Here is a 23,503-nt window from a genome sequence, read left to right as displayed (position 1 = left end):
GATTGTCCGGCGGCCGCCTCATGCCATTGTTAGACCCCGTCCAGTTTCCTCTCGACCGCCCTTACCCGCGCCCCACCAGCGGCATCTTCGTCGCCATGACCGTCATCGTCAGCACATTCGCCTCCAGTGGCAGGCTTGCCATGTAGACAACAGCCGCGGCGATATGGGCGACCGGGATCGTCGGTTCACTGGCGGTCTCGCCATTCGCCTGCAACACCCCGGAATTCATCTTCGACGTCATGTCGGTCGCGGCATTGCCGATATCGATCTGGCCGCAGGCGATGTCATATTTGCGCCCGTCGAGTGCGGTCGACTTGGTCAGCCCCGTGATCGCATGCTTGGTTGCCGTGTAAGGTGCTGAGTTCGGCCGCGGCGTCTGGGCCGAAATCGAGCCGTTGTTGATGATCCGCCCGCCGCGCGGCGCCTGCGCCTTCATCAGGCGGAACGCCTGCTGCGTGCAGAGAAAGGCACCCGTCAGGTTTGCGGCAAGAATGCCGCTCCATTGCTCGAAGGTCACCTCTTCCAGCGGCACGGCCGGCACATTGGAGCCGGCGTTGTTGACCAGGAGGTCGAGCCGGCCGAACTCGGTGCGGATCGCCTCGAAAAGGCGGGCGACCGCATTGGGATCGCCGATATCGGCCCTGACACCCCGCACGGTTCCTCCCGTTTGCGCCGCTATACCGCCAGCTGCTTTATCGAGCACGTCGGCGCGCCGGCCGGTGATGACGATGGTATAACCCTCCGCACTTAAGGCCTCGGCGATCCCGCGTCCGAGGCCCGTGCCGCCGCCCGTCACCAATGCGATTTTGCCTTCGCCGGATTTTAAGGCGCGAACCATCTCAGATATGTCCTCCGAGTTCATCTTCGATATGGATCCTGATGATCTCATCGAAGTTGGTTTCGGCTTTGAAACCCAGTTGGAAAGCACGCCGCGCGTCGAAATCGGTCGGCCAGCCTGAAACAATCGAGCGGATAACCGGGTCGGGCTCACGGCGGACGAGTTTGACGGCCTTCTCACCGGCTACACGCCGAAGGGCCTGGATCTCTTCACCAACGAGGGCGGAAAGGCCGGGCATGGTCAGATTGCGTCTCGGGCCGATGGCGGACGTATCCATCCGCGCGGCATGAATGAAGAACCCGACCGCCGAACGCGGGCTTGCAAACCAGTGGCGTACGTTCTCCTCCACCGGCAACACCGCCTCCTGACCTACCAGCGGCTCGCGCAGAATATTGGAAAAGAAGCCGGACGCCGCCTTGTTGGGTTTGCCGGGGCGGATGCAGATCGTCGGCAGGCGGATGCCGACGCCATCGAAAATGCCGCGCCTCGAATAGTCGGCGAGAAGCAGTTCGCAGATCGCCTTTTGCGTGCCGTAGCTCGTCAGTGGCGTGGTAAGGAACTCGTCGCCGATCTTTTCCGGGAAAGGCCTTCCGAAAACGGCGATCGACGACGCGAATATGACCCGCGGAACGTAGGGGTCCCGCAAACTTTCGTGGCGGATCGCCTCGAACAGCGCCCGCGTTCCGTCAAGATTGACCTTGTAGCCCTTGTCGAAATCAGTCTCGGCCTCACCGGAAACGATCGCCGCGAGATGGAAGATCACGTCGGGCCGCAAACCGACGAGTTTCTCGGCGGCGTCATCGGTCGAAAGATCAAGCACGAGTGCCTTTGCAATTGGCGACAGCCCTTGAGGCACAGGCGGCTCGATCACATCCACCAGCGTCAGCCTAGAAATATCGTAGCCAAGCACGCCTTCCTCTGAGGCGAACTTCTCCACCAACTTGCGGCCGACCATCCCGGCCGCTCCAATCACCATGACATCCATTTTCGACGAACCTCCCCGTCTGCCGCCCGGCTCAGGCCGGATCAGCCTGCCATCTCGCTCTTGCTCTTTTCCCTGTTTTTCTGCCCGCTCCCCGCAAGCAATTCCTTCGTCGTGTCGTAGATCCGGGTCAGATGCTGGCGAAATGCAGCGATCACCGCGTCCCGGTCGCGCCGCTCCAGTGCCTCCACGATCTCGGTGTGGTCGTCATAGCTGGCATCGATCGCGCCCGGCCGTGACATGGCGCTGCGCCGATAGTCCATCATGTAGGTGTAGAGATCGGTGACGAAATCGGACAGCAGCGGGTTTCCGCAAGCCCGATAGATCGCCATGTGGAATTCGCGGTCGCAGATCAGGAATCGCATAGCGTCATCGCCGCAGAGCTTCTGAGCCTCGAGCAGGCTTTTGAGCTTGCCCAACGTCTCTTCGTCAATCCTGTCAGCTGCATCGCCAACGACCTTCAGCTCGATATGCAGCCGGGCCGCATGAACATCGTCAAGATCGTAGCTGTCGATGGCGTTGGGGGAAGCGATGGTAACGGTGAGATGGCTGAGATCGACATTGCAGACCCGCGTGCGACTGCCCTGAGACACCTCGACGATACCGCGCGCGGCGAGCGTCTGGATGGCACCGCGCACCGTCTCACGGCTGACATGAAGCACATTGGCGAGTTCCCGTTCCCCCGGCAAGAGGTCGCCGGGGCGCAGCATGTTGGTGGCGATCAGCACCATCAGCTTGTCGGCGATGAGGTCACGAGCCGTGCGCCGGTCGAGACTCTGCCCGACCTTTGGCATTTGCGTGAGTATTGGGCTGCCGTCCATCGCCGTTCACCGCCTCCAACTGACCCACTGGTAGGACCAGCAGATCAGTTTCTCCATGGAGCCGCGAAAAGTATGACTAGTCAAGACAGGTTCGTTGCTGCATCGCATCAAAGATCGGCCCTGGAACCGCCGCTGCCGGTCACCTTGCGCTTCGGCGGTCTAGGGGAAGCCGAAGTCGCAGCGGCCCTTATCGTCGAGAACGACGGCCTCGCCGTCGAGGATCATGGAGGTCCCCAGTTAGCAAAGCCGCCAGCGCGACGGCCGTTCCATATCGCGCGATTTTAATGCGGCGCCCGCGTGCGAGCCCATCGGGAATGGTGGCCTGTTTTTTCTAACAAGAAGGTACTGCACATGGCTCCGGACACTCTTCCGTCGCCTAGTCTAGGCGTCGTTGCCTGCCATCCCCACCCACGATCAGGTAAAACCGATCAGCGTCATCACCGCTCAGCAGGTTTGCTTAGACATCAAAAGATTTGAACATCGTCGGCGGTCACACGTTATATCCTTGACCACGAGGCGAGGTTTCCAATGTCTATTCATATGCGAGATATCGGCGAAGCGGTACTCGGGCTGTTCCAGCTGCATCATTTCGATGAGCCGCGGTTGAGCGACGATCAGCGGTTGCTGATCGAGGCTTATCGGTCGGGACAGGTTCCAGAAGCCGCATGGCAGGAGCATCTGGCGCTCGATCCCGAGCTTGCTCGCTACTGGCGGTCAGATGCCAGACACTGAGCATCTGATCGGATTGTGCCTGCAGGAGTTCGGCGTCGGGACTTCGAATCGATGTCGTACGATCTTCATGCTGCGCCTGCGAGCGCCATTCCTACGTTCGGCGTCGACGGCGGCTCCGGCCAAGGCGGAGGTCCAGCATCAGTCGGACCAGCCATCCTCTGACATTCGGTTTCGTCACGAACTCATCCATATGTTCGACGGCGTATTCGAGTGTTTGTTCTGTGAGCGCAGTTGCCCCGGTCGGTGAGGCCGTCAAGCACCGCGCCCATGCCGACAGATCCGGCAACGCCGACAGATCCGGCAACAGATCCACGATTTTGGTGCCACCGGCGCTTGCGGGCGGTGAAACGTCGATGGGGCAGCAAGCTTCTTTCAGTCGAATTTCGAGCTCCCATGCGTCTCGTATGCCGCTCATGAATAGATGGAGCGCCTCCCGAGCCAGCCACTCGCCTTCACCGCTTTGCCGATCAATGTGCCGCGCATCCATGACCCTCTCGAAGACGGCTGAAATCACAGTAAAGCCTTCAGGAAGGATGTATCCGGATTGCCGTTGATCAAGCATGGCCCAAGCTCCTCCAATTGGGGCGAAAGCGCTTATGCTCTCTCAGCCGCGGAGCCCTTTTCATAGTCCGGCGATAAGCAAAATATGCGCCGACAAAGCGCCTCTGACAACGTTCGGGGATCCCAGCCTTTGTCGCATCGTTTTCGCTGCTTCGCGACACGTCTCCAGCAGGTTCTCTTTTCCCATGCCGCGGGTTGCGCCGCAGCGCGTGCACTGGATCAATTCTCTCGTCTCCATCTCGGAGAACGTAAGCCGCTCCCGCGTCCCGCACTTCTGGCACTGAATTTCAAAGCTTTCGGAGTCATCCACTGCTGCCTCCCGTTGCTTACCCCCACAACCTGGTCCACTGAAAGGGAATATGACCTATCGCCTACCGCTGGAATAGTTCCGGCCGGTGAAGATGTCGCGTATCATCGCGCATTGGAGTGCCGGCGCTTATCGAGCCTCAGAACTCGACAAGGAGCACTATCACCTCATCGTAGGGGATCTGGCAACGTGGTCCGCGGCACACGATTGCCGACAACCTGAACACTGCCGCCGACGACGGCCCAAGGGCGTGCCGACTTCATATCAGAGCGATGTCGAAGCAGCCGGCAACGCTCTGCGCCATGCGCTCGGCGTGGACATCGACCTGCAAGTGAACGGCGGTGTCGCGTGACGGGGATCGATCTGTTCGCGAAAGAGCTGACGTGTTCGGCAATCATTTCAAGCTCCGGCGCCTATCGCTACCGGCTTGAACGGCGATGGATGCCGACCTGCCAAAGGTCGCGTTCCTGATGTTGAACCCGTCCACGGCCGACGCCGACCAAGACGACCCGACCATCCGCCGTTGCATCGGCTTCGCGAAGTCGTGGGGCTTTGGCGGCTTGATCGTCGGCAACCTCTTCGCGCTGCGCTCAGCCGATCCAAAGACGCTCTACAGCCATCCCGATCCAATCGGCCCAGACAATGACCGACGAAGTTCTGTATTGGGAATTCTTCGACATCACAATGGGGATCGCGCCGCGATCCAAATGATCGGCATTGGCGCGCTGCTAAATCTGTGAAATAGCCGCCCCTACCTATCTTCCTTGAATGGATCGACGCCGAGTTCCTTGAACAACGCTTCCGTCTTCGCCCGATCAGCGCGGCTCATGTAGCCGATCCCGGTCTTGATCGCGTAGCGCCAGGCCTCTCCCCTCTCCCATGCCTCATGCAGTGCGTCCGACAGCTCATTGAGCCGATTGGCGACATCGAGTGCTTCGAACAGGAGAACGGCCTGCCTCAAGTCCTTGTCTCGTTTCGCGGAACCAAGCGTGTCAACGACGCGGCGGCTGGCGACGATCAGCTTGTGGATCGCGTAGCGCTCCGGAGCTGGTACGATCACGCTGATGCCTGACTTGTGTAGCATGACGGCTCTAATCGGCTCATAGATCAGGAAGTCCAGGAATCTCAGCGGTTCGGCCGAGGCTCCACCAAGGGCGGGCATGTCGGCCGGTTTGTCCATGTGGTCATGTGATCCCCTGTTTCCGGTCAAGAACTCGACCTTGTAGCCGCTGCGATTGATGAAGCCGGTCACACGCGGTGACCCCGAGCGATGCATGACCGGCCGGAATGTCGGATCGAGGCCCTTCAGGATTTCGAGAATAGGTGGAAGGCTGTCCCCTACTTCGGCCGAGATCGCATAGTCCTGGGCGAAGTCGGCATCTCCGGTCTGGAATGACGCAGTAGGCAGACGGACGCCAAGATGTCCCGCATAGGTCGAGAAGGCGACCGATCCGACGAGGCAGGCCCGCAGGCGGAAGATTCCGGCATTGGCGAGAGCTTCGACGACATCGCCCGTAAAGCGATCCGGTTCCGGCAAGCCAGCCTCACGAACAAGCGTCGAGACGAATTTACGGCGAGCTTTCGTATCGTCTTTGATCGCCTTGAAGTCCTCGACCCGTTTGTTGATCTCCGGATCGTCGGCCGGTCCAACATATCGGCGCTGTTGGCGATATCCGTCCCCTTCCGGCGGCTGGTCGAAGTACCAGTATTTCCGGCCCTTGTTGTTGACCCCGACGAAGCGGCCTTCCACCGGGAAGTCGGCCGAGAAGGAAGCATCGAGCAGCCGTTGGCCGAGTTCGGCGGTCATGGTGCGATACATGAGATCGATCTGCTTCATGTTGCCTCCGCTGTACTAAATCGGCGTTTTTAGTACAGCGCCCGCGATCGATCAGGGAAATGGTAGACGACGCAAGTTATACTAAATTTGCGTATTTAGTATAACGCCGACCCCACTTTTTCAAGAGCAATCTTCGGCACCTCGTTGTCATCGATTTCGTAATCGCCCGCAACAATCGTCTCATCTACGCCCGGCAATCTGAACGTCTGATCGAAGTGGATTGTCCGGTGAATCGTTCGGTTGAACATGACTCGCCCGCGCTCGACGCCGGACTGCTTGCAGCCGCACAGGCTGTCGAACACTACGAAGTGTCACGCTACGGCACGCTGAGGACGTGGGCGCTGGAGCTGGGCATGAAAGGCGCCGCCAAGCTGCTTCAGACGACGCTCGACGAAGAGCAGGCAACCGACATTGCCCTGACCGCGATCGCCACCAAGGTCGTCAATCAGACCGCCGAAAAAGCGGCCTGAAGAAAACGCCAGCCCGGCTTGTTATCGAGCCGGGCAAAGGCTGCGGTTCCGGCGGTCGCCTCGCATAGGGGACCGGCGCTTTGGCAGGAGCAGGCCGCTCCGTTATCAAATCGGACGATGAACACGAAAGTGCTTCCCATATCCTTGCAGCGGGACCACAGTGATAGCAGGCAAATTTTCAAGCAAGGCCCGAGCGATGACCTGCGGATATGCCTCCAACCAAAGGAGGACAACATGTCTTCCAACGTAGCCTCCCATGCCCCCGTTCCCCTCGATATGCTAAAAAGGGTGCTCGACACCGCCGGGATATTCGATGTCAGGAGTGCATGGCACCGCGCGAAAAGACGAGCCGCAGCGCGATTGCTGATCTCGGCTTTTCAACGTGGCACTCACTCCGAAGCAGCGCTGGTCACCATTCTGATTAGCCAGATCGAAATGCTCTCGCCGTCCTTTTCGCCTGAAGAGCTGGACCGATGGGAAAACGAGGGTGGCGGCACGGCGTTTGATCGCGCCGCAACACCCGAGACGGTCCGTTGATCGCATTGGCAAGCAATTTGCCGCAACATGCGTCCGGAACGCCCATTCCCCGCCCGCTTCTGCCGAGACATGATCCGAAGCAACGATCTCTCCTGACGCCAGCAGCCTTTGTCTCCTCGACAGGCAGGCGTGGTCTCTGAGAGAGCCCCGTGCAGGCATCAACCTCGGCAACGAGTTCAAACCACGATTGCTGCTCAGTTCTCTGGGGTGGTTGCCGCATCCGCGGGCAGGCCGGACGCTGCTTGCACCCGTTCATAGAGTTCGACTGCCACCCACTCGAGAAACAGATTGTACGCGACCGCCAACAGGGTGGGTCCGAGAAAGAGCCCGATCAACCCAAAGGCAAGCACTCCGCCAACGAGTCCAAACAAACTCAGCAACACCGGTAGGTTGCTGTTTTGGTTGAGCAACGGGCGAAGAAATTGTCGATGCTACCGATAATATACAGAATAATTACGTCTGTAATTTCAATATATGTATAACTATTAGAATTACACACGATATTTTCGTCAGAATTATCTGACTTATATTTTGCAACATTATTCCTTATATGAAATAATATTTCTTGCCACTCCTATCAATCGAGTGCCAATCGTGCTATGTAAGGATTGCAGTCGCCCTATGCGCCGACCGCAGAAAGAATCTCTATGAAATTCTGTCCACTCCATGACCGCGTCGTCATCCGGCGCGCGGAAGACTATATCAAATCCAGGGGCGGGATCATTCGCGACATTGCCAAAGCCGCTGGAAGGCGAAGTGATCGCCGTTGATCCAGGCACGCGTAATGAAAGCGGCAAGCTGATTCCGCTCGACGCCAATGCCGGTGATAGGATCTTGTTCGGCAAATGGTCTTGTACCGATTTCAGGATCGACGGTGAGGCACCCCTTATCAAGAACGAGCCCGACATCATGGGCGTCGTCGCACTGGACGAATACAATGTCTGCCAAGGAAATCAAATTCTCCACTGATGCGCGCGATCGCATGCTGCGCGGTGTCGAGTTACTCAACAACGCCGTCAAGGTGACGCTAGGCCCCAAGGGTCGCAATGTCGTCATCGACAGGGCCTATGGCGCCCCGCGCATCACCAAGGACGGCGTCACCGTAGCCAGGGAAATCGAGCTGGCCGACAAGTTCGAGAACATGGGCGCGCAGATGGTGCGCGAGGTCGCCTCTAAGACCAACGACCTTGCCGGTGACGGTACCACGACGGCGACTGTCCTCGCTGCCTCCATCCTGCGCGAAGGCGTCAAGCTCGTCGCCGCCGGCATGAATCCCATGGATCTCAAGCGTGGCATCGACCTTGCGGTCGCTGCTGTCGTCAAGGAGCTCCAGGCGCGCGCCGAGAAAGTCAAATCCTCGGGCGAGATTGCGCAAGTCGGCACCATCGCCGCCAATAGCGACGCGACAGTCGGCGAGATGATCGCCAGAGCGATGGAAAAAGTCGGCAATGAAGGCGTCATCACCGTTGAGGAAGCCAAGACTGCCGAGACCGAGCTCGACGTTGTCGAGGGCATGCAATTCGGCCGCGGCTACCTCTCGCCCTATTTCGTCACCAATGCCGAGAAGATGCGCGTGGAGTTGGAGGCCCCCTACATCCTCATCCACGAAAAGAAGCTTGGCAATTTGCAAGCGTTGCTGCCGATACTCGAGGCGATCGTGCAGAGCGGCAAACCGTTGCTGATCCTCTCCGAGGATGTCGAGGGCGAGGTTCTGGCGACGCTGGTCGTAAACAAGTTGCGCGGTGGCCTGAAGGTCGCTGCCGTCAAGGCGCCGGGCTTCGGCGACCGCCGCAGGGCCATGCTGGAAGACATTGCCGTCCTAACGGCCGGCCAGATGATCTCCGAGGATCTCGGCATCAACCTCGAGAACGTTACGCTCGACATGCTCGGCCGCGCCAAGCGCGTGCTGATCGACAAGGACACCACCACGATCATCGACGGCTCCGGCGATAAAGCGACCATCCAGGCGCGCATCCAGCAGATCAAGGCACAGATCGAGGAGACGACCTCCGACTATGACAAGGAAAAACTGCAGGAACGCCTGGCGAAACTCGCCGGCGGCGTCGCGGTAATCCGCGTCGGCGGTGCGACCGAAATCGAGGTCAAGGAAAAGAAGGACCGTATCGACGATGCGCTGAACGCCACGCGCGCCGCGGTTGAAGAAGGCATTGTTCCCGGCGGTGGTGTTGCTCTGTTGCGCGCCAGGTCGGTCCTGGTCGGACTGACGGGAGCGAATGCGGACGTCACAGCAGGCATCTCGATCGTGCTCAGGGCGCTTGAAGCCCCGATCCGGCAGATCGCCGAGAACGCCGGTGTCGAAGGTTCGATCGTCGTGGGAAAACTCACCGGCAGCGGGGACCGCAACCAGGGCTTTGACGCGCAGACGGAGACCTATGTCGATATGATCAAAGCCGGCATCGTCGACCCGGCGAAGGTCGTGCGGACCGCTTTGCAGGACGCCGGCTCAATCGCGGCACTTCTGATCACTGCCGAAGCGATGATCGCCGACATTCCCTCAAGAGAAACTGCCCGGCCGGCGGGTAACGGCGGCATCGGTGGGATGGGATACTGAGAACAGTGCCTGGACCGCTCGGTCAGCATTCGATCGCCTAGCGTTTCAAGAGCTACCAGCCATCCAAGACGTTTCTCGTATGGGCCGGCGGGGCGGTCGCCATGATGATCATCGGGTTCAGCTGGGCGGCTGGCTAACGGGCGGCACGTCACGCGCAACGGCGGCCACCCCCGGGGCTCTAGTCGCCGCTGGATGAAAAGAAAATCTGCTTGGCCGATCTTGCAGACCTCCTCCATTTCGGGACGGGCGCAGGCGTCTTCTTCGATCTCGTTGGAACAATGACCTTTCGCGCCTCCAAAGCATCGACCAGCAACCTCCGAATACCGGACTATGCCTCGATAAATGGAAGTGTGATCGCGGTTTGGGCGGGGCATATCAGTTTCGCCAGGCGGCTAGAGGGGAATTCTCGCTCGGCCCGATGCTGATGGCAGTGATGCGGGCGAACAAGAGTGCTGGCTGGAAAGCCGGATAGTGCGATGGCCAAGCGGCTGCTAAGCTTTGACGATTGGACGAGAGGAGCAAAGCATGCCGTCTGAGCCTCGATCACCACGCCTTGCGGTCCTTATCGACGCCGACAACACCTCGGCAAAGATCGCCGACGGGTTGTTCGAGGAGGTGGCAAAGATCGGGGAGGCCAGCGTCCGCCGCATTTACGGCGATTTCTCGGGCACGCGTTCCAAGGCATGGACGGATGTGCTCGCGAAACACGCGATCATTCCGCAGCAGCAGTTCGCCTACACGACAGGCAAGAACGCTTCAGATATCACACTCGTGATCGACGCCATGGATTTGCTGCATAGTGGTCGTTTTGATGGCTTCTGCCTCGTTTCGTCCGATAGCGATTTCACGCGTTTGGCCGCCCGTATTCGCGAGCAGGGCATCGACGTTTTTGGCTTTGGCGAACAAAAGACTCCGGAGAGCTTCCGGCAGGCCTGCCGCCGATTCATCTACACTGAGAACCTGCTCGCAGGCGCAGGGAAAGGCGAGCAGGACGCCACATCAGCGGCAAAGTCCTTACAACCGGTGAGCGCCGCCGTGCCGTTGATAAAAAAAGTTCTTGCCCAAGAAGAAACCGAGGAAGGGTGGGTAAACCTCGGTACCGTTGGCAAGCAACTGCTCAACTTGGCACCAGACTTTGATCCGCGTACCTTCGGGTTTCGAAAGCTCAGCGACCTCATCCGAAAGACAAACAAGTTCGAGGTCCAGCAGGCGGAGGGTAGACCCGTCAGCATTCGCCTGAAGCAAGGAACCAAGGCCCAGTAGCGATTGCAGGCATACGCCCTCCAACCTAAACTCGCATCAGACGCCAAAATCAGCCGTTGCGGTCGCCGGGTTCAGAGATCAAGCATTCCTGAGAATGCGCATCTCGATTCTTCCGGCAATGCTTGGGAGTGCAAACGGCCGTATCAGCTCCGTAGCGGGCTCTGCAGCATGGACTAGCGATCCCCGACATAATTGGGCTTCAGCCAACGGTATGTTAAGGAGGCGCCGTACCGCGGCGCCTCCCTTCAAAAAAAGCGCTACGGGTGTTTGTTCACAGGTGGAGGCGATCGCCAGCGAGCTTGGGGGTATTGAGAATACGCAGCGCCCGCACTGCATTTTTAGGGCTGAGCCCCTCCATCTTCCAAGGGCCTATTTCTGCAGTCTCTCCCGTGAAGACGTGATAGATCGAATAGGTTCCGTCTCCGTCGAAACGGCGACCATACTGATCGAGCTGTCCGGATCTGTTCGGCGCGCCCCCTTCGGATTCCCATGCGCTGATGACGAGCGCGTGTTCTTCGTGTTTGCTTTTCATCTGCAGCCCTCCTTGCGGCGGTCGCCTGTGCCCCGACTGGCGACGCTGCTCATTTATCGGGCGTCATGCCCCGTTCAATCGGCTGCAGATTATCTTCGTTGCTCACTCGCTCTGGCCGAGTTCATCATTGCGGATGCGATACCGAGGCGAGTTGTCCCTGAAGGCGAGTTTGGCGATGATGTGATCGTTACCGCCGCACGGGGTGAAATATTTGCGCGATCTTTAAGGCGCACTGACAGACCGATCGGAAATCGATGGTTAGGCGTTGATGTTGCCATTACGGTTAGGGTGACGGCGAGATTGCGGCTTCGTGGCGATCGACGGCTATCAGGCGTTCAAGTTCCTCAGGATCGATTGCTATCAGACGCATTCGGTATTCGTTCGCGGCCGTCGCTGGTAGCGTGATAAAGGTCGCCACACGGCGATAAGCGAGCCACGAGATGCCTTCGATCAACTCCTCGTCCTCATCGACTTGGTAGTCGCCACGAGCCACTATCTCACCGAGGTCTGGCATCCAGAATGGTTGGTCGAAATGGACTGTTCGATGTTTCGTCCGGGCAAACATGCTGCCCTCCTTTTCTGTGGCATACGTGGGCGAGATTCAGCCAGGATCGGCCGTTTGGCGCCAATAGCAGCGCGAACAGCTCCCGTCGCTACAGCCTCATCGGACGAAGCTCATAACGACGGCACCGCACCTGAATATGCGGAATCGAGATTGGTGAGTTGGGCGGGCCTGCTGCCTCTGCTGAAGCAAAAAGCCACGCTGGCCTCAGAACCATCATAAATCTGTATGCCTTGAATACGGCTTTACTATGTTTATTGATCGAAAATCTGTTTCGGCGAAAACATATTTCGGATTGTATAAATATATTTTCACTGAAAAATCGATATTTGTCATTTTCTACCCAAGATCATTCACGATCATTATTTGCAACGTAGTTTTGAATTAACATTGTAATTGGTTGTTTACATTAATTCTTTTAAAGCGCACTGTAAAAAATCCGGATTGCCATTGGCTCCTGGTCCGAGCGCGGGCCCGCAACGATCCCGAAAATCAACCTGATTAAAGGGAACGAAATCATGACATTCGATCAAGTCCTTGAGCGGACAAAGCCCTATGCGATCGGTCTAGTCGTTGGACTTTTCGCGGCACCGAGGCCAGAGCGGCTGCGCTTGCGGGCACCTGTTCAAGTGCGGCAGGGCGAATGGCAACTGCCACCAGCACGGACCTCGCAGCACTTAAAGGCTACGACAATCATGCCAAGCGCGACGAATTCGTAGCGACCATTCTGACCGATATCCAAGTTCCAGCGGACATCTTCGGCAGGGTCAGCAAGAGTTGCAGTCGCTCACTATCTTGAGGCGCGGTGACGCTGCGCTTTGGGCATCTCGACCAGGCGAAACTTAGGAGATCGCAATGAAAAACCTCATCCCCGCCCGCTTCAGTACCTACGATTTCACGCGCATGTTCGTATCGCTTGCGTTTACGCTGGCGATTGCTGTGATCGTCTATTCGGTCCTGTTCGGAAGCATCCTGTAGTCGCCTAATCATGCGTGCATCCGCTCTACGAAGCTGGAATGAAGCTGGTAAGTTATCCCGACATTAGCTCTTTCAGCGAGTAAAATGGACCTGGCATTGGGAGGAGGAGGTCGGGACTTTATCCATGACACAGGCTCAGGCGTTCGCCTTCGCCATTCTGATCAGCCTAATGGTCGCTTTCATATGGGGACGGCTCCGCTACGACCTCATTGCAGTTCTCGCGCTGCTTGCCGCAGTTTTCACCGGTATCGTGCCGCACAAGGCAGCGTTCTTCGGCTTCGGGGACGATATTGTCATCATTGTAGCCAGCGCGCTTGTCGTCAGCGCCGCGATTGAGCGCAGTGGCGTCATAGAGGCATTGCTCCATCGGGTGGCGCCCAGCGTGACCTCTGTGCAGGGTCAGGTTGTTATTCTCGTGACGACTGTCTCGGTTCTCTCCATCTTCATTAAGAACATCGGCGCACTGGCGATGATGATCCCAGTAGCATTCCAGATGGCGCGCCGGTCGAAAGCTTCCCCCTCGTCTCTTCTCATGCCGATGGCGTTTGGCTCCTTGCTTGGCGGGCTCATGACCCTCGTCGGCACATCGCCGAACATCGTCGTCTCCCGAATGCGCGAGGAACTGACGGGCCGCCCATTCAACATGTTCGATTTCACCCCCGTCGGCATAGGGCTAGCCGCAGCGGGAGTAGTCTTTCTGGCGTTTGGCTACCGGCTGCTTCCCAACGAACGCACGGCGGTCGCGACAATGGAGAAGGCGCTGAACATCAAGGACTACATGACAGAGGCGCGTGTTACTGCCACTTCGTCGGTCATCGGCAAGTCGATCAGCCACCTGTCGATCTTGTTGGACGAGGAAGTCCTTGTCACTGGCCTCATTCGCAACCGAGTCGAGCGCGTGACTCCACTGCCGGACGTCGAACTCCGCCAAGGGGATATCGTTCTGTTGGAGGGAGACCCTCAGGCGCTCGAGCGAGGCATCAGTCGTGCACGTCTGGAACTGGAGGGACACGACCGCCCCACGGAAGCGAAGGGAACCGACGAGGAGATTGCAGGGATTGAGGCGGTGATCGGCCCGAAATCAGTCTTGATCGGGCAAACCGCCAAGCGTTTGGCGCTGCATGATCGCTTCAACATTAATCTGCTCGCAGTAAGCCGAAGCAGCGAGCGCTTCACTGATCGATTGCGCGACATCGTATTAAAGCCAGGCGACGTGCTCGTTTTGAAGGGCGATCTCGTGCTTCTCCCGAACAGGTTAATGGAACTCGGTCTTCTTCCGTTGGCCGGACGCGAAATCCGCTTGGGGAATCCCCGAAAAGGCCTGATTCCGGTGGTGGTCCTGGCTGGTGCCATGGTGCTAACGGCATTCGGCCTGCTGCCCGTCGCCACGGCCTTCTTTACGGCTGCTGTGCTGACGGTAGTGCTTGGTTCACTTTCGCTTCGGGAAGCTTACGAGGCTGTCGATTGGCCCATCCTAATAATGCTGGGCGCTCTCATTCCGGTCAGCGAGTCGATCCGTGCGACCGGTGGTGCCGACCTAATCGCCGGCGGCCTTGCTCAACTTGCTACCACGTTGCCCCCCTATGGGGCCCTTGCAATGATCATGGTGGTCGCAATGGCAGCAACACCGTTTCTGAACAATGCAGCCACCGTTCTCGTAGTCGCCCCGATCGCGGTCACCCTTGCTCAGCGCCTTGGCTACAATCCGGATGCGTTTCTGATGGCAGTCGCGGTGGGGGCGGCTTGCGATTTTCTCACGCCTGTTGGACACCAGTGCAACACCCTGGTGCTAGGCCCTGGCGGCTATCGCTTCGGCGACTATTGGAAGTTGGGGCTGCCGCTCTCGTTTATTGTGGTCTTAATGGGCGTGCCTCTGATCCTTTGGTTTTGGCCGCCCATCTAGCGCAAGCGTCGTTTCAATCCCGATTTCAGGTTCATCGTGGCGTCAGCCTAAAGTCTGCCCGTCGGGACCAGAATGAGCAGATCGATCGCAACGACGCCGGGAAGTAAGATTGAATTCATGCGGAGTAATCCGCTTGTATGCGTCGAGATCGAGCATTTCATTGAGTGGCACCGATGGAGATGTTTAGTCATTGAGGGGAGGTACCGCGAATTCCACGAACACGCCGCGAAGAAACACGCGTGGGGCATACTGATTGCGGTCTACCTGTTCGACCCAAGGGAGCCAAGGGAATCGTCATTCGTCCGAAGACTATCTGAGTGACATGCGCCACGACCTATTTGTTGCGATTGATGAGAAGTCCTGCCAGCAGCTCGATTTGTTGCTGCTGCTTGTCAACCAGGGATTTAAGTTCAATCTCGCGCATCTGATCCAGCTTGTCATGCAGCGCCATGATCTCAATTTCCGCCTTCAGGTTAACCTCATAGTCGTGTGTCGCATCGACCCTATCTTTGATCGAGTGCCTGTTCTGGCTCATCATGATCACGGGTGCTTGAACGGCTGCCAGCATCGATAGAATGAGATTGAGAAAAATGAAGGGATAAGCATCGAAGGCGCGGGTAGTTGCAAGTACATTCGCTCCGACCCACAGCGCGAGTGCTAGCGCGAAAGTCATGATGAAGGTCCACGAGCCACCGAACTCGGCCACCTTGTCCGCCAAACGTTGCCCGGGCGTCAGCTTCTCGTCAAAAGAGCGATTCGGGTCCCGCGTTATTGCGCGTCGGGCTAGATGGCGTCGAAAAACCGCGCGTTCCCGATCCGTAAGCAACGCGGCCGGCCTTCCCAAATAGCGGATCGCACGGTCGGCAATCTCTTGCCGTTCGTCGATGTTCTCTTCTGTTTCCCTGGACATACCTTCCTCCTGATTCAGGCGCTCACCCGTTACAGCCTTCGCCAAATCGCTGGTTCCGCAACGGAGCAACAGTCGCATGCAAAACGCTCATTCGAAAGCTTGAACCATTACTTCACCCAGCTCTTGCGTCAGGTTGGCGACGATCCACGCAAGGAGGAAGGATCCTGAGCCTGGTTCGGAAGGTGGCGCGCAGACCCGCACGTCAGAATCGGAATTTTACACCCATAAAATTTCTTGGCATTTATCGACCACCGTGATTCAAGGCTTCGAAATAGGGAAGCATTTGATGACGCGTCGTCGCTACGAACTGACTGACCACGAATGGTCGATCATCTCGCCGTTGTTGCCCAACAAGCCACGCGGCGTTGCCCGCGTTGATGATCGGCGGGTCCTGAATGGCATCCTCCGGCGGTTTCGAACGGGCTCGCCTTGGGCGGAAGTTCCGGCACGCTATGGCCCGCCGACGACCAGTTACAACCGCTTCGTCCGCTGGCGCAAAGCCGGGGTATGGGATCGGCTTCTTGAAGCGGTGTGCAAGGCCTACGATGGCGACATCGTGATGACCTGTGTCCGCGTTCACCAGCACGCGGCCACGGGAAAAAAGGGGATGGAGACGATGGTGGCATGGGACGTTCCTGCGGCGGGCTTACGAGCAAAATCCACGCGCTCGTCGATGCCGAAGGTCGCCCGGTCAATCTGCGTCTGACTGGTGGACAGATCGCCGATTGTGCCGAAGCCGACGCGCTGACGGATGAGCTTGGCGAGGGGGACATCCTGCTGGCCGACAAGGGTTATGACACGAATGCCATTCGGGCTGAGGCCGCCGAGCGAAAGGCCTGGGCCAACATCCCGCCGTAGCGTAATCGCAAGGGCTCTTTCGTGTTTTCGCGCTGGGTCTATCGGCAACGCAATCTCGTGGAACGGTTCTTCAACAGGATCAAGCAGTTCCGAGGCATCGCAACCCGATATGACAAGCGCCCGGAAAACTACCTCGCCGCCAAAAGAGCGTCATCAGCCCGTCGTTGATCCAGTGCTTCAGAGAACGATAGGTCTCGATGTCGCCAACTCTGACGCCCGCGGGCATCTCCCATAAGGCGAGGAACGACGACGACCACGCTGTGTTTGCGAGGACTAGCGCCAAGAGCGTGCTGAGCAGCAGGATAATGCCCGCCGTAGCCTCAATGCGGAGGAATCGCATGAATGGCTTAGTAAGCCGATCCGCGGGTTCCCTGGGAAGCCGTGAGAGGCGGTCCCTCATGCCGTAAACCGCTCCTGCGTTTTGATCGCGACTGGCAATGTTCCCAGCGGGTTATTGCAAGGCCGGCACCTCATAAGTCCACACCCGGAACGACTTGAGGACGTGCGGCCCGAACGAGTTGATGAGGGGGACATCGGCCGCGTCACGGCCGCGCGCAACCACGATCCTGCCGATACGTGGCGTATTGTTGCGCGGATCGAACGTGTGCCATCCATCGTCCAGGAAGACCTCGAACCAGGCACTGAAATCCATCGGGTCGAAGATCGGGACGCCGATGTCGCCGAGATGACCGTTGATATAGCGCGCGGGAATGTTGAGACAGCGGCAAAGCGTGACCGCAAGATGTGCGAAGTCGCGGCAGACACCAACGCGTTCATGAAAGACTTCGAAGGCCGTCCGCGTCGACCGGGCTTGCATGTAGTCGAAGCGGATATGGTGGTGGACGAAATCGCAGATCGCTTGCACACGACCCCAACCGGGCGCGACCGAACCGAACATGTCCCAAGCGCTCTGACTGAGACGGTCGGTTTCGCAATAGCGGCTGCCCATGAGGTAGGTGAGGCAATCGTCCGGCAACTCCGGCACTGGGAGCTCCTGGGCGGCTGGCAGAACTTTGTCCGGTTTGCCGTCGTCCTCGATTGTGGCATCGCCCCATATCGTCAGGTCACCCGCCGGTGCGACAAGCCGCCGGCATCGGTTGCCGAAGAGATCGCGATAGGTCGATGTCGGCACATCGGGGGCGGTGAATGTCGTTTCAGGAACCCGGATATCGGCCGCGCGATCCTCGTGGACCGACAGCAGGCATATCAACGCGGTCGGTTGTTGGAAGTTCAGGGTGATCTCATAGCCGTAGCGGATCAGCATCTGAATCCATCCTGGCGGAAATCGGCGGCGGTCAGTGTGTAGGAATCGCGGCCACTGGAATAGGCCTTGCGTGGGACTTCGTAGATGGACAGGCGCAACGCGTCGAAAACAGAAAGGAACTTCGATTCCGAGATTTCCGACCTGCCCAATTCGGCATCCGCCATCACGAGCGCCTCGGCCCCGACGAAGAACCGCAACTCAAACATACCGTCATGGCCAAAGAAGCGGACGGCGTTTCGCTTTTCATCGACGCTGCGGCTCGGATTCGGAAGTAACAGCGTCATCATCAGCGAACCTCTGTTTCGCGCGACGCGGTCCACGCGGGTGCCGATAGGCTGATCCGCTTTTACATGCACTAGCGATCAAAAGCTAGGAAATGAAGATGGCGCGCCAGCGTCTGACACAGTGGATCATCAGCACGGCCGCCTCATGGAAGCGGATCGCTCCTGGGCGGTCTATCACGTGTTTACAGGCGTGTCCGCGCGTGTCGGCGGCAACCTTCACAATTTAGAGTCCGAATAAGCCGGCTTCAATTTCATTGCTGTGGGCGTTCGTGGTGGTGGCCGTTCATCAGGATTTTCCCTTTTGCGAATTGCAACCCCGGCAGGCGCGCAAGTTTCTTGACGCCTTCGCCCAATCCGCACCGCAAAGGCTGGAAAAGCGGGCTGAGAGCAACTCCCGGCCGGTGGCGTCGGCTGGGTCGAGTAGTGGCAAGCCCCGTGCACTGATCAGAACACGTCCAGCGAGCTGAGCAACAAGACTATGCCGACGACTACAACGACGATCTGAGCCATCTGCTTCATCGTCGAGTCAATCGGAAGTTTTTGCACGAGGTACAGCACCAAGGCGATGATAAGGGCCGTGATCAGGATGCTGATTATGATGGACATGCCCCAGGTCCCTTCGAAGGAACCGCCTTCCGGCAGTGGAGGTGTAAATATGGCTGAGTTCTATAAAGGGAAGAGCGGCGTGGACGCGACACGGGCAAACGGCGCTAGAGACACCCGCGAAGGCACGAGCTCACCGGCCCAACTTCAGGACATCGCAAAATCGCCGCGGCCACCTCTTGGCGAGGCTGTAGATCTCAACGAAAGCGGCGAGGTCCCGACGCTTGCCGGTAGCGTTGGCGGCGCAACTGATCGTTTCAGCGACAGCCTTCGGCGTCATCGGCGGTCTTGTTGTTCACACGCGGTGGCCGACGGGAGTTGAGGCTGCCGTTGTCGGTGTTCTGATTGTTGGCGTCGTTTTAGCCATCCGCATCTTCCATCGCGGACACACAATGAAGCTATTCCGCAGGTTTCTTGATTTTCCGGCAGAATTTGGCCTCGCCAAAATCGCTGGTCGCAAATATCAGACGCAAGAGCTGACACACCGGAAGACGGTGTGGCGGGCGCACCTCTCGCCTTGAGGGCATTCGAACCAGCGACACACACCTTACGTTCTCAAATTGCTGAAAAGCCAGCCTTTGCTGCCTATGTCTATTGTGGAACTGGCTGGCATGGCGTGGGACTGGCGAAGCCATGAAACCGCCCCGAGCGCGCTTAATCAGCTGACCGAATGCTGTCGGTTGTCCGCGTGGGTTCGAGCCGCGCTAACCGGGTACCGGTGTGCCATTCACATGCCCGCCATCTCCTATCCAGACGAACGCCCGGTCAGGGCTGCTTGCCAAAGCAGGCCTATTCGCGATCTGGAAAACGAAATCGGCGAAACGAGCCAAAGCTTCTGGCATACGCTTCCCGTTCGGCATCGGCAGCGCTCTTGCCGATATCCCGCAGGAGATGTTCGCTCTGCCGGTGCCATGGGACAACCGGATTGATGGCAGTAATCCATAGGATATGCAGGCGCGCCCGCCACCGGACCCGCCCCTCGGCTCCCTCGCGCATACCCTCTTCGCCTTTACGGATGAAACTCATTGCACTAGCCTCCAACTTCGACGTGCGGCGTCGTCCGCACGATCCTCCGTCCCCGTCAAAAGGGTGTGAGGCCGCGCGTGATGGATTCGTAAAAAGATGGCTTTGGCGAATTCGATGAGACGCCCCTTCCTCACCCTGCTGGGCGGGTTCGACTGCGCGGGCCTTGCTGCGGGGTCTCCAGCCTCTACGCGCAAGGCGCGTGCCTTGGTGGCCTATCTGGCGCTCCAGACCGGACGCTCCCAATCACGCGAGAAACTTGCCACCTTGCTATGGGGCGGGGTGGCCGAAGAGCAGGCCCGTGCGAACCTGCGGCAAACTTTGTCGGTGCTGCGGCGAGCGCTGGGGGCGACAGGACGGGAATGGCTTGTGATCAAGGGTGACCGGGTGGCACTCGACCTCCGCGATGCCGATCTTGACGTCTGGCAGTTTGAGGTCCTGGCTGCCGGCTCCGCGACGGACGACTTCGAAAAGGCGATCGCCCTCTATGCCGGAGAACTCCTCGAAGGTTTCAACCTTGCGGAAGAGCCGTTCGAAGACTGGCTTCGCACCGAGCGGGAAAGGTTGCGGCTGATCGCCATTGCCGTTCTGGAGAATCTCATCACCCGCCACATCGCGGGAAACGAGGCGGGTGCCTTCGTTCCCGCGGCAACACGCCTGCTCAGCCTCGATCCACTGCGGGAGGACATACACCGCGCGCTGATGCGCGCCTATGCGACGAAGGGACAGTTCAACCTCGCCCTCGCACAATACCAGCGTTGCGCCGATACGCTGCGCAAGCAGCTCGGTGTGCAGCCCGAGCCAGAAACGCAGGCCCTCTACCAGGATCTGCGGGCGCGCCGCGCGGCACCGGTTGCCGGGCGACCACCGGAGAAAGGGGCGCCGTTCGAAGGCCGCCCTCAAACCCTCTACGTGAAATCGGACGGGGTCAACATCGCTTACCAGGTGACAGGCGACGGCCCCTTCGACCTCGTATATGTGCAAGGCTGGGTTTCTAATCTGGACTACGCCTGGGAGTCGCCGAGACTGTCACGCGTTCTCCACCGTCTCGGTTCCTTCTGCCGCCTAATCCGCATTGACAAACGCGGCACGGGCCTTTCGGATCGTGGCACCGGTTTTCCGACACTTGAACAGCGCATGCAGGATGTGCGCGCCGTACTGGATGCGGTCGGGTCGCTAAAGACGGTCCTGTTCGGCAGTTCGGAAGGCGGCCTCATGTGCATGTTGTTCGCCGCAAGCTATCCCGAACGCACGACCGCCCTTATCTTGCACGGCGCCTATGCGCGGGGTCTCTGGTCATCGGACTATCCCTGGGGGCGCACCCGCGAAGAACTCGAAGAGGAACTGCTTGCCATCGAGCGGGAGTGGGGCCGCCCGGCGGACCTTAGCCGGGCGGCCCCGAGCCTAGTCGACAATATGGTGGAACGCGAATGGTTTGCGGCTTACCTGCGAAATTCGGCGTCCCCCGCCGATGCGGTCGCCTTGTGGCGGTGGAGCGTCGAAATCGATGCGTGCGACATCCTTCCGGCGATCCGCGTTCCGACCCTGATCACCCAGCGAACCGGCGACCGCTGGGTTAAGCCCGAAGAAGGGCGTTATCTGGCAAGCCGCATTCCCGGCGCGACATATGTGGAGCTGCCCGGGGACGACCATATCATCTGGGGCGCTGATGCCGATCGGCTGATGGACGAAATCCGGCGGTTCCTGGCGTCTGCCCAGCCTGTTCCGACCGAAAGCACCTTGCTGACGGTCTTGCACCTGGACATTCAAGACCCATCCACGCCCGAGAACAGCTCATCTTCCGGCCGGATGAAAGATTGGCAGGACGATGCCTTTCGTCAGCTTCGTGCTGCCGACGGTGAGGCGATCGACCTCCAGGATTTCAGGCTTGTCGTCGTGTTCCGGCAGCCCAGCCAGGCGATCGCCTGTGCATTCGATCTTCGGGACCGCCTGAATCACATCGGCCTGAATGTGCGAGCAGCCGTCCAAATCGGCGAGTGCGAAAGGCACCACGGCCTCTATGCCGGCCCGGTCCTGCGGCTTGCCGCGGCACTTGCGGGCTGCGCGGGACCGGGCGACATCATCGTCTCCCGCACCGTGCGCGATCTCGTCATCGGTGCAAACCGCTCCTTTGATCCGCGGGGGCAGCTCGACCTGCCGGGGATCCCCGGCCCATGGCCGTACTTTTCCGTTGAACCGATTTCCTAGATCCATGAATTCAGGATAACCTTTCCTGCCTTTAAAGACTTAAGTTGAGACCAAGGTGCTTCGGGGGGATATTAGATGCGAATGAGGGTGATTTGTGCTGCGGCCACGCTGCTCGTGCCGACACTGATCGCACCTACATCAGCTCTCTCGAACGAAGCGTTTATCGTCCAAGCGCCTCGCGCAGTTCGTTAGAGGTCGAAGCGGCGGACCTGATTGGGCGTCAGCAGAGCTTGCCTCACTTGCCCGACAGAGACCTCCATCAGGAGTAGAAGTGCATCACGGGTCCTGCGAAGCAAGAAGCTGCACGTAGCGCAGGTGGTCGCGAATGCTGTTGAAATCCGCATCGGTGCGGATTCTGTATATCGCGTTCCACCTCACGTCCCGGCCGGCTCTTTCGTCTCCCCAAGTACGGAATGCATGCAGGTGGCATTTTATTGCGGTACGAAGTCGTCCGCGTCGATCGCCGGCGCCTCTCGCCAGCCAAGTGTGCGCCGTCTCCCGTTCACCGAGACCAGATCATCGTCCAAACCTTCATTCCTCCCCGAAAACGCGGGCGCAATCACTCGGGAGTTGGCTGATAATCCAAGCCGGTCAGTTCCCGCCAGGCGTGTTCGAACTTCGAGCTTGCAGACTGCCAGGGGGGCATGGCCTTCGTCGCAGTTACGCGCGCCAAAACCGGGCCACCTGCCCTTTCAACGGTTACGATCACGCTCCGGTGCCTGTCGTTTTCTGCGATCCCGTCCGCAACCGATCTCCCGCGCGCCACCGCCTGGCTGTCGCTAGCATGAAACGCTCCGGTGTGGTCGCGATTGACCGTCCCAAGAAGATGAATGTGAAAGAGGTATCGGCGCATCTTCGTACTCGAACACCGTCATGGCTCTCTACTTCTTAGCAGTTTCTAAAGTTCTTTGCGCGTGACAGTTGCGTGACACGCGCCTCGCCGCCTGGTTGCTTTGTCGGGGCGACCATTCGTTCATCTGTCGCGTTACGAGGCCGCTCGTGCCGTCTGATGGGGCGCCCCTCAGGGGCGTGACAGTCAGAGTCGATCGAGGAACGTGTCGCCCACACCATGCGGAGCCCCGGAACACCCGTCCGACATCCCGACAACGGCGCTGATGTTCTTGGTTACCGCTTGCGAACGAACTCGGTGCGCAGGACCAGTCCCTTGATCGCGTCGTGGCGGCAGTCGATCTCTTCCGGGTTATCGGTGAGCCGAATCGACCTAATGACTGTGCCCTGCTTTAGGGTTTGGCCGGCACCCTTCACCCTTAAGTCTTTGATCAGGACCACGGAGTCTCCGTGCACTAGAAGATTACCGGAGGCATCGCGAACCTCCGCGACCTTCGCAGCTTCCGCAGCGATTTCCGAGGCCGGCCGCCATTCGCCGGTCGCCTCGTCGTAAATGTAGACATCGTTCTGGTCACTCATGTTCACTCCGCTCTAGTACCCAATTTGTCT

21 protein-coding genes and 9 pseudogenes are annotated in these 23,503 nt (G+C 58.8%); 14 read left to right on the top strand and 16 right to left on the bottom strand.

The features are described 5' to 3' along the window. Positions 1-61 precede the first annotated feature (61 nt). The 3 genes from BLU35_RS26410 to BLU35_RS26400 are packed head-to-tail and all read right to left on the bottom strand — an operon-like array spanning position 62 to position 2,641. On the bottom strand, positions 62-838 hold the full coding sequence (locus BLU35_RS26410; protein WP_093235142.1) for an SDR family oxidoreductase: 777 nt from the start codon (positions 836-838) through the stop codon (positions 62-64). Position 839: 1 nt separating this feature from the next. Beyond that, positions 840-1,823, bottom strand: coding sequence for a D-erythronate dehydrogenase (gene denD, locus BLU35_RS26405; RefSeq protein ID WP_093235141.1), 984 nt, complete (start codon positions 1,821-1,823; stop codon positions 840-842). A gap of 41 nt (positions 1,824-1,864) precedes the next feature. Then, positions 1,865-2,641, bottom strand: coding sequence for a FadR/GntR family transcriptional regulator (locus BLU35_RS26400; protein ID WP_093235140.1), 777 nt, complete (start codon positions 2,639-2,641; stop codon positions 1,865-1,867). 528 nt (positions 2,642-3,169) lie between these two features. On the opposite strand from BLU35_RS26400, the gene BLU35_RS26390 reads away from it, so the two are divergent. After that, positions 3,170-3,373 (top strand): hypothetical protein, encoded by a 204-nt coding sequence (locus tag BLU35_RS26390; RefSeq protein ID WP_245296231.1) that lies wholly within the window; start codon positions 3,170-3,172, stop codon positions 3,371-3,373. A gap of 91 nt (positions 3,374-3,464) precedes the next feature. Here the strand turns inward: BLU35_RS26390 and BLU35_RS26385 are convergent, their stop codons facing one another. Further along, positions 3,465-3,935, bottom strand: a complete 471-nt coding sequence (locus BLU35_RS26385) for a hypothetical protein (protein ID WP_093235138.1) — start codon at positions 3,933-3,935, stop codon at positions 3,465-3,467. 400 nt (positions 3,936-4,335) lie between these two features. Here BLU35_RS26385 and BLU35_RS35240 point away from each other — a divergent pair, with 400 nt between their 5' ends. After that, complete coding sequence (locus tag BLU35_RS35240; protein ID WP_143033001.1) at positions 4,336-4,593, top strand: hypothetical protein; 258 nt, start codon at positions 4,336-4,338, stop codon at positions 4,591-4,593. After that, positions 4,590-4,891: pseudogene (locus tag BLU35_RS26375) on the top strand (DUF1643 domain-containing protein); the annotation flags it as partial. The gene BLU35_RS35240 and the pseudogene BLU35_RS26375, both read left to right, overlap by 4 nt. Positions 4,892-4,992: 101 nt before the next feature. On the opposite strand, the gene BLU35_RS26370 reads toward BLU35_RS26375, so the two are convergent. Further along, a complete protein-coding gene (locus tag BLU35_RS26370) occupies positions 4,993-6,078 on the bottom strand; it encodes a nucleotidyltransferase family protein (protein WP_093235136.1) in 1,086 nt (361 codons plus the stop codon). A 248-nt stretch (positions 6,079-6,326) separates the two neighbouring features. Between BLU35_RS26370 and BLU35_RS26365 the strand changes: the two are divergent. Both BLU35_RS26365 and BLU35_RS26360 read left to right on the top strand, forming a co-directional pair. After that, positions 6,327-6,548: pseudogene (locus BLU35_RS26365) on the top strand (YciE/YciF ferroxidase family protein); the annotation flags it as partial. 234 nt (positions 6,549-6,782) lie between these two features. Then, positions 6,783-7,085 carry a hypothetical protein gene (locus tag BLU35_RS26360; protein WP_143033000.1) on the top strand — a complete coding sequence of 101 codons (303 nt, stop codon included), beginning with the start codon at positions 6,783-6,785 and terminating at the stop codon, positions 7,083-7,085. Between the two features lie 194 nt (positions 7,086-7,279). On the opposite strand, the pseudogene BLU35_RS36350 reads toward BLU35_RS26360, so the two are convergent. Next, positions 7,280-7,533: pseudogene (locus tag BLU35_RS36350) on the bottom strand (AI-2E family transporter); the annotation flags it as partial. A gap of 199 nt (positions 7,534-7,732) precedes the next feature. Here BLU35_RS36350 and BLU35_RS26350 point away from each other — a divergent pair. The 3 genes and pseudogenes from BLU35_RS26350 (at position 7,733) to BLU35_RS26335 (ending at position 10,920) form a co-directional block, all read left to right on the top strand. After that, a pseudogene (locus tag BLU35_RS26350) lies at positions 7,733-8,054 on the top strand (co-chaperone GroES). Continuing rightward, a complete protein-coding gene (gene groL, locus BLU35_RS26345; protein ID WP_093235134.1) occupies positions 8,023-9,657 on the top strand; it encodes a chaperonin GroEL in 1,635 nt (544 codons plus the stop codon). The pseudogene BLU35_RS26350 and the gene groL overlap by 32 nt, the downstream one beginning before the upstream one ends. Positions 9,658-10,182: 525 nt before the next feature. Next, positions 10,183-10,920, top strand: a complete 738-nt coding sequence (locus BLU35_RS26335) for an NYN domain-containing protein (protein ID WP_093235133.1) — start codon at positions 10,183-10,185, stop codon at positions 10,918-10,920. Positions 10,921-11,191: 271 nt separating this feature from the next. Here the strand turns inward: BLU35_RS26335 and BLU35_RS26330 are convergent, their stop codons facing one another. From BLU35_RS26330 to BLU35_RS26320, 3 genes and pseudogenes are all read right to left on the bottom strand, one after another. Continuing rightward, positions 11,192-11,452: a hypothetical protein gene (locus tag BLU35_RS26330; RefSeq protein ID WP_057248419.1), complete on the bottom strand. Its 261-nt coding sequence runs from the start codon at positions 11,450-11,452 to the stop codon at positions 11,192-11,194. 49 nt (positions 11,453-11,501) lie between these two features. After that, a pseudogene (locus BLU35_RS36345) lies at positions 11,502-11,730 on the bottom strand (hypothetical protein). Between the two features lie 5 nt (positions 11,731-11,735). Further along, positions 11,736-12,017 carry a hypothetical protein gene (locus BLU35_RS26320; protein WP_093235132.1) on the bottom strand — a complete coding sequence of 94 codons (282 nt, stop codon included), beginning with the start codon at positions 12,015-12,017 and terminating at the stop codon, positions 11,736-11,738. Between the two features lie 515 nt (positions 12,018-12,532). Between BLU35_RS26320 and BLU35_RS36755 the strand changes: the two are divergent. The 3 genes and pseudogenes from BLU35_RS36755 to BLU35_RS26305 all read left to right on the top strand — a co-directional run bounded on the left by BLU35_RS36755 (position 12,533) and on the right by BLU35_RS26305 (position 14,895). After that, positions 12,533-12,813, top strand: a pseudogene (locus BLU35_RS36755) (hypothetical protein). A 56-nt stretch (positions 12,814-12,869) separates the two neighbouring features. Continuing rightward, the gene (locus BLU35_RS36340) at positions 12,870-12,992 is read left to right on the top strand and encodes a hypothetical protein (protein WP_093235131.1); all 123 of its coding nucleotides are present in this window, start codon (positions 12,870-12,872) and stop codon (positions 12,990-12,992) included. Between the two features lie 124 nt (positions 12,993-13,116). Further along, positions 13,117-14,895 carry an SLC13 family permease gene (locus BLU35_RS26305; protein WP_093235130.1) on the top strand — a complete coding sequence of 593 codons (1,779 nt, stop codon included), beginning with the start codon at positions 13,117-13,119 and terminating at the stop codon, positions 14,893-14,895. Positions 14,896-15,229: 334 nt separating this feature from the next. Here the strand turns inward: BLU35_RS26305 and BLU35_RS26300 are convergent, their stop codons facing one another. Then, on the bottom strand, positions 15,230-15,805 hold the full coding sequence (locus BLU35_RS26300) for a DUF1003 domain-containing protein (protein ID WP_093235129.1): 576 nt from the start codon (positions 15,803-15,805) through the stop codon (positions 15,230-15,232). Positions 15,806-16,091: 286 nt separating this feature from the next. Between BLU35_RS26300 and BLU35_RS26295 the strand changes: the two are divergent. Continuing rightward, positions 16,092-16,831: pseudogene (locus BLU35_RS26295) on the top strand (IS5 family transposase). Here BLU35_RS26295 and BLU35_RS26290 read toward each other — a convergent pair. From BLU35_RS26290 to BLU35_RS35770, 4 genes and pseudogenes are all read right to left on the bottom strand, one after another. Further along, positions 16,803-17,063: pseudogene (locus tag BLU35_RS26290) on the bottom strand (Na+/H+ antiporter NhaA); the annotation flags it as partial. The pseudogenes BLU35_RS26295 and BLU35_RS26290 overlap by 29 nt on opposite strands. A 51-nt stretch (positions 17,064-17,114) precedes the next feature. Next, positions 17,115-17,927: a transglutaminase-like domain-containing protein gene (locus tag BLU35_RS26285; RefSeq protein ID WP_093235128.1), complete on the bottom strand. Its 813-nt coding sequence runs from the start codon at positions 17,925-17,927 to the stop codon at positions 17,115-17,117. Beyond that, positions 17,921-18,211 (bottom strand): DUF1488 family protein, encoded by a 291-nt coding sequence (locus BLU35_RS26280; protein ID WP_093235158.1) that lies wholly within the window; start codon positions 18,209-18,211, stop codon positions 17,921-17,923. The genes BLU35_RS26285 and BLU35_RS26280 overlap by 7 nt, the downstream gene beginning before the upstream one ends. Before the next feature lie 444 nt (positions 18,212-18,655). Next, on the bottom strand, positions 18,656-18,817 hold the full coding sequence (locus tag BLU35_RS35770; protein ID WP_093235127.1) for a Thivi_2564 family membrane protein: 162 nt from the start codon (positions 18,815-18,817) through the stop codon (positions 18,656-18,658). Positions 18,818-19,029: 212 nt separating this feature from the next. On the opposite strand from BLU35_RS35770, the pseudogene BLU35_RS35235 reads away from it, so the two are divergent. Together BLU35_RS35235 and BLU35_RS26260 are read left to right on the top strand one after the other, a co-directional pair. Then, a pseudogene (locus tag BLU35_RS35235) lies at positions 19,030-19,194 on the top strand (EamA/RhaT family transporter); the annotation flags it as partial. 748 nt (positions 19,195-19,942) lie between these two features. After that, on the top strand, positions 19,943-22,045 hold the full coding sequence (locus tag BLU35_RS26260) for a bifunctional AfsR/SARP family transcriptional regulator/alpha/beta hydrolase (RefSeq protein ID WP_286161638.1): 2,103 nt from the start codon (positions 19,943-19,945) through the stop codon (positions 22,043-22,045). Positions 22,046-22,604: 559 nt separating this feature from the next. Here BLU35_RS26260 and BLU35_RS36885 read toward each other — a convergent pair. Continuing rightward, positions 22,605-22,898, bottom strand: coding sequence for a DUF6894 family protein (locus tag BLU35_RS36885; protein ID WP_093235123.1), 294 nt, complete (start codon positions 22,896-22,898; stop codon positions 22,605-22,607). A 272-nt stretch (positions 22,899-23,170) separates the two neighbouring features. Beyond that, positions 23,171-23,473, bottom strand: coding sequence for an alkylphosphonate utilization protein (locus BLU35_RS26250; RefSeq protein ID WP_093235122.1), 303 nt, complete (start codon positions 23,471-23,473; stop codon positions 23,171-23,173). Positions 23,474-23,503 lie beyond the last annotated feature (30 nt).

Source organism: Sinorhizobium sp. NFACC03, from assembly GCF_900103435.1.
Lineage (GTDB): Bacteria > Pseudomonadota > Alphaproteobacteria > Rhizobiales > Rhizobiaceae > Ensifer.
Note: the sequence above shows the minus strand (reverse complement) of the source record. Positions and strands in the feature narration are given on the sequence as shown.